We start from the raw sequence: 5613 nt of genomic DNA, 5'->3' as shown, positions 1-5613 counted from the left end.
GCCCCCGATTTCCCCGTTACCTCCTCGGGGAGCTTGATCCCCCATACCACAGCTACGAGCCGCCGCGGAACGACGACTACGCGTTCGTCGCCGAACACCTCGACGGCGATCGCGGCCAGCGCGTCGGCGTCCATGGCGCGGTGGCTGGAGTTCTGGGTGACGACGATCTCCGTGAAGACCGGTTCGAAGGCTTCGAGCACCGCCTTCACGTCCTTGTCGTCGCTCGCGCCGACCACACCGATGAGCCGGGAGAAGCCGAACGCCTCCGTGACCCCGTCGGCGGTGACCCGCGCGCCCGCCGGATTGTGCGCGGCGTCCAGGATGACCGTCGGGCTGCGGCGCACCACTTCGAGCCGGCCGGGCGAGGTGACGGAGGCAAAGGCGGTACGCACGGCGTCCATGTCGAGCGTGCGGGCGTGCTGGTCGCCGATGCCGAAGAACGCCTCCACCGCGGCCAGCGCCACCGAGGCGTTGTGCGCCTGGTGGGCGCCGTACAGCGGCAGGAAGATCTCCTCGTACTCCCCGCCGAGCCCGCGCAGCGTCACCAGCTGTCCGCCCACCGCGACCTCGCGGGAGACCACGCCGAACTCCATGCCCTCGCGGGCCACCGTGGCGTCCACCTCGACGGCCTTCTTCAGCATGACCTGCGCGGCCTCGACCGGCTGCTGCGCCAGGATGACCGTGGCGCCCTGCTTGATGATCCCGGCCTTCTCGGCGGCGATCTCGGCGGGAGTGCCACCGAGCCGGTCGGTGTGGTCCAGGGAGATGGGGGTGACCACGGCCACCGACCCGTCGATGACATTGGTCGCGTCCCAGCCGCCGCCCATGCCGACCTCGACCACGGCGACGTCCACGGGCGCGTCGGCGAAGGCGGCGTAGCCCATGCCGGTCAGCACCTCGAAGAAGGAGAGCCGGTAGTCCTGGGAGGAATCCACCATGTCGACATACGGCTTGATGTCCTGGTAGGTCGCGATGAAGCGCTCGGCGTCCATCGGCACCCCGTCCAGGCTGATCCGCTCGGTGATCGACTGGACGTGCGGGGAGGTGTAGCGCCCGGTGCGCAGCTCGAAGGCACCGAGCAGCGCCTCGATCATGCGGGCGGTGGAGGTCTTGCCGTTGGTGCCGGTGATGTGGATCGACGGGTACGTGTGCTGCGGCTCGCCGAGCAGGTCCATCAGGGCCGTGATCCGGCTGACGGACGGCTCCAGCTTGGTCTCGCCCCAGCGGCTCGCGAGCTCCTGCTCGATCTCGCGCAGGGCCTTGTCCACTTCGGGGTCGGCGGGGCGCGCGGGCACCTGGTCGCCACGGGGCGGTCCGGCCTGGGTGCGCAGCGTACGGCTGCCGGCCTCGATCACCGCCAGGTCCGGGTCGCGGTCGGTTTCGGCGTCGACGATCTCGTCGAACGCGTCGGGGTCATCGAAGGGGCGCGGCTGCTGCTCACTCACGCAGCCAGTCTACGGAGCCGCCGCGGAGCCGCTGACGGGGCAGGGGGTGTGACGGGCGAGCGTGATGCGATCGGTGCGGGGCACGCCGTACCGCGCGGGGCCCGCACACGCACGAGGTCCCCGGGGCCGGGTGGGGCGCTTGCCGGTGCGACAGCGCCCCGGGTCGCTCCGGGGACCTCGTGTGTGCCTCGTACGGGTCAGCCCTGCGGCAGCTTCGCGAGCTGGTTCTCGATCCTTGTGATGTCCTCGTCCGCCTTGGCGAGCCGGGTACGGATCTTCTCGACCACGTTGTCGGGGGCCTTGGCCAGGAACGCCTCGTTGCCGAGCTTGGCCTCCGCCTGCTGGCGCTCCTTCTGCGCCGCCGCGAGGTCCTTGGCGAGGCGCTTGCGCTCCGCCGCCACGTCGATGGTGCCGGACAGGTCCAGCGCCACCTCGGCTCCCGCGACCGGCAGGGTGGCAGTCGCGGTGAAGCCCTCGCCCTCCGCCTGGAGCCGCAGCATCTGCCGGATGGCGGCCTCGTGCGGGGCCAGTTCGGTGCCCTCCAGGCTCAGCCGGGCGGGCACCCGCTGACCGGGCTGGAGGCCCTGGTCGTTGCGGAACCGGCGGACCTCGGTGATGACGGACTGCAGGGACTCGATCTCACGCTCGGCCGCCCGGTCGCGGAAGCCGCTGTCGCGGGGCCAGTCGGCGATGACCACCGACTCACCACCCGTGAGGGTGGTCCAGAGCGTGTCGGTGACGAACGGCACGATCGGGTGCAGCAGCTTGAGCGTGACGTCGAGGACCTCGCCGAGGACCCGCTGGGAGATCTCGGCCGCTTCGCCGCCCGCCTGGAACGTGGTCTTGGACAGCTCCACGTACCAGTCGAAGACCTCGTCCCACGCGAAGTGGAACAGCGCGTCGGACAGCTTGGCGAACTGGTAGTCCTCGTAGAGCGCGTCGACCTCGGCGACCACCGTGTTCAGCCGCGAAAGGATCCAGCGGTCGGTGGCCGACATCTGCTCGGGCGAGGGCAGCGGGCCCTCGACCGTGGCGCCGTTCATCAGCGCGAAGCGGGTGGCGTTCCAGATCTTGTTGGCGAAGTTGCGCGAACCCTGGACCCACTCCTCGCCGATCGGGACGTCCACGCCCGGGTTGGCGCCGCGCGCCAGCGTGAAGCGCAGCGCGTCGGAGCCGTACTTGTCCATCCAGTCCAGCGGGTTGACCGCGTTGCCGAAGGACTTCGACATCTTCTTGCCGAACTGGTCGCGGACCATGCCGTGCAGGGCGATGGTGTGGAACGGCGGGGTGCCGTCCATCGCGTACAGGCCGAACATCATCATCCGGGCGACCCAGAAGAAGAGGATGTCGTAGCCGGTGACCAGGACGGAGTTCGGGTAGAACTTCGCGAGGCTCTCGGTCCGCTCGGGCCAGCCGAGTGTGGAGAACGGCCACAGACCGGACGAGAACCAGGTGTCCAGGACATCGGTCTCCTGGGTCCAGCCTTCGCCGGACGGGGGCTGCTCGTCGGGTCCGACGCAGACGACCTCGCCGTTCGGGCCGTACCAGACCGGGATGCGGTGGCCCCACCAGAGCTGGCGGGAGATACACCAGTCGTGGAGGTTGTCGACCCAGTCGAAGTACCGCTTCTCCATCTCCTGCGGGTGGATCTTGACCTTGCCGTCGCGGACCGCGTCACCGGCGGCCTTCGCCAGCGGGCCGACCTTGACCCACCACTGCATGGACAGCCGCGGCTCGATGGTGGTCTTGCAGCGCGAGCAGTGGCCGACGGAGTGGACGTACGGGCGCTTCTCGGCGACGATCCGGCCCTCGGCGCGCAGGGCGGCGACAATGGCCGAGCGTGCTTCCAGGCGGTCCAGGCCCTGGAAAGGACCGTGGGCGGTGATGACCGCGCGCTCGTCCATGACGCTGAGGTTCGGCAGGTCGTGCCGCTGGCCGATCTCGAAGTCGTTCGGGTCGTGCGCGGGGGTGACCTTGACGGCGCCCGTGCCGAACTCCGGGTCGACGTGCGTGTCGGCGACGACGGGGATACGGCGGCCGGTGAGCGGCAGCTCGATCTCCCGGCCGACGAGGTGCCGGTAGCGCTCGTCGTCGGGGTGGACGGCGACGGCCGTGTCACCGAGCATCGTCTCGGCACGGGTGGTGGCGACGACGATCGAGTCCTCACCCTCGCCGTAGCGGATGGAGACCAGCTCGCCGTCGTCGTCCTGGTACTCGACCTCGATGTCCGAGATCGCGGTCAGACAGCGCGGGCACCAGTTGATGATGCGCTCGGCGCGGTAGATCAGCTCGTCGTCGTAGAGCCTCTTGAAGATGGTCTGGACGGCCTGGGACAGCCCCTCGTCCATGGTGAAGCGCTCACGCGACCAGGCGACACCGTCACCGAGGCGCTTCATCTGCCCGGAGATCTGGCCGCCGGACTCGCCCTTCCACCGCCAGACGCGCTCGATGAAGGTCTCACGGCCGAGGTCGTGGCGGGACTTGCCCTCCTTCGCCAGCTCGCGCTCGACCACGTTCTGCGTGGCGATACCGGCGTGGTCCATGCCCGGCTGCCACAGCGTCTCGTAGCCCTGCATCCGCTTGCGGCGGGTGAGCGCGTCGATCAGCGTGTGCTCGAACGCGTGGCCGAGGTGCAGGCTGCCGGTGACGTTCGGCGGCGGGATGACGATCGTGTACGGGGGCTTGTCGCTCTTCGCGTCGGCTTCGAAGTAACCGCGCTCTACCCAGCGCTCGTACAACTTCCCCTCTACCTCGGCCGGCGCGTACTGGGTCGGCAGTTCGGGGTTGCTGGATGGCTGGTTTTGAGTGTTGTCGGTCACGGGCCACAGTTTAGAGGTGTCACGGTCGCGTTCTGAAACGGGAATCCTCCGTAACGGTCTGCGCCCCGCCGCCCCAGGGCCCGGCCTCTTCCGACAGGATGTTCGGTAAGCATAGGCATCTGGAGGGGAACCCAGTAATGAGCTACAACCAGCCGGGCCCGTACGGCGGTCAGCCTCCGCAGCAGCCCGGTCCGTACGGCGGCCAGCCCCCGCAGCAGCCCGGTCCGTACGGCGGTCAGCCGGGTCCCTACGGCCAGCCGCCGCTGGCCCCCGTCCAGCCAGGCTACGGGTATCCGCAGGCACCACCGCAGGGCGTCCCGCCGCAGCCCGCCTACGGCTACCCGGGCCAGCCGCCCCAGCAGCAGCCCGTCCCCTACGGCCAGCCGCCCCAGCAGCCGGGCCCGTACGGCCAACCGCCCCAGCAGCCCCCGTACGGCATGAGCCCTGGCGCGTACCCGACCCCGCCGGCACAGGGCGGCGGCGGCAAGAAGGCTGGGCTGATCATCGGCGGGATCGCGGTGGTCGCGGCCATCGCCGTGGGGGCCTACTTCGTGTTCGGCGGCGGTGGCGCGACACTCGCGGACGACGGCCCCCACAAGCTCACCACGCCCGGGAAGGTCCTCGGCGAGTACAACCGCCTGTCCAACAACAACGAGGCGGGCAGCACAGACGAGTCCGTCACCAAGGAACTGGAGGAGAGCGGGGTCAAGGACGGCAAGTCCGTCATAGGCGCCTACACCTCGGCTGATATCGACCCTTCGGAGCTCAGCCGCTTCAACCCGGCGGACCCCTCCACGCTGCCCCCCGAGCTGGCGACGGCCAAGGGGATCTCGTTCTTCGGCGCCTACGGCAGGATCGACGACCCGAAGAAGGCGCTGGACACACTCCTCGCGAACATCGACAAGGACTCATCCGGGAGCAGCGGCAGCAAGGGGAAGCTCGTCGGAACGCCTGAGGAGGTCAGCCCCGACGACTTCGACAACGGCGTCATGAAGTGCCAGGCCGCGGAGGGCCCGGACCCGGTGACCAAGCAGAACAAGACGGACTGGTTCTGTGCCTGGGCCGACTACAGCACCATCGCGATGGTGTCGCCGGGCGACAGGACCAAGAGTGTGGACAAGGACACGGCCATGGACATCACGGCCAGGCTTCGCAACGAGATCCGCACCAAGGCCTGACAGGCCCGCTCGCGTACACGAGAGGGGGGGGGCGCCCCCCCCACCCCCCCCCGCGGGCGCCGTGTCCAAACGCACAACACCCGCCCCGCCACCCACCCCCCCCCCCGCCTGGGTCAGACTCGGTGCGACGACGAGCTGCGCGGGCCGCAGCCCCACCGCCTCACACTGCCG

2 protein-coding genes and 1 pseudogene are annotated in these 5613 nt (G+C 69.8%); 1 reads left to right on the top strand and 2 read right to left on the bottom strand.

Going from position 1 to position 5613, the window contains the following annotated elements; genetic code table 11:
* Positions 1 to 66: 66 nt before the first annotated feature.
* Both ACFWI9_RS12190 and ACFWI9_RS12185 read right to left on the bottom strand, forming a co-directional pair.
* Positions 67 to 1445, bottom strand: a pseudogene (locus tag ACFWI9_RS12190) (bifunctional folylpolyglutamate synthase/dihydrofolate synthase); the annotation flags it as partial.
* Between the two features lie 197 nt (positions 1446 to 1642).
* Positions 1643 to 4264: a valine--tRNA ligase gene (locus ACFWI9_RS12185; RefSeq protein WP_387161115.1), complete on the bottom strand. Its 2622-nt coding sequence runs from the start codon at positions 4262 to 4264 to the stop codon at positions 1643 to 1645.
* Positions 4265 to 4401: 137 nt separating this feature from the next.
* Between ACFWI9_RS12185 and ACFWI9_RS12180 the strand changes: the two genes are divergently transcribed.
* Positions 4402 to 5442 (top strand): hypothetical protein, encoded by a 1041-nt coding sequence (locus ACFWI9_RS12180; RefSeq protein ID WP_387161113.1) that lies wholly within the window; start codon positions 4402 to 4404, stop codon positions 5440 to 5442.
* Positions 5443 to 5613: the final 171 nt, after the last annotated feature.

Origin of the sequence: Streptomyces sp. NPDC127084 (assembly GCF_042724175.1) — a bacterium.
GTDB lineage: Bacteria > Actinomycetota > Actinomycetes > Streptomycetales > Streptomycetaceae > Streptomyces.
This window is presented reverse-complemented; position numbering and strand designations above follow the sequence as displayed.

What these genes read in the sequence shown, in the direction of transcription:
- ACFWI9_RS12180 (WP_387161113.1), top strand. Translation starts at nt 4,402, where the DNA reads ATGAGCTACAACCAGCCGGGCCCGTACGGCGGTCAGCCTCCGCAGCAG.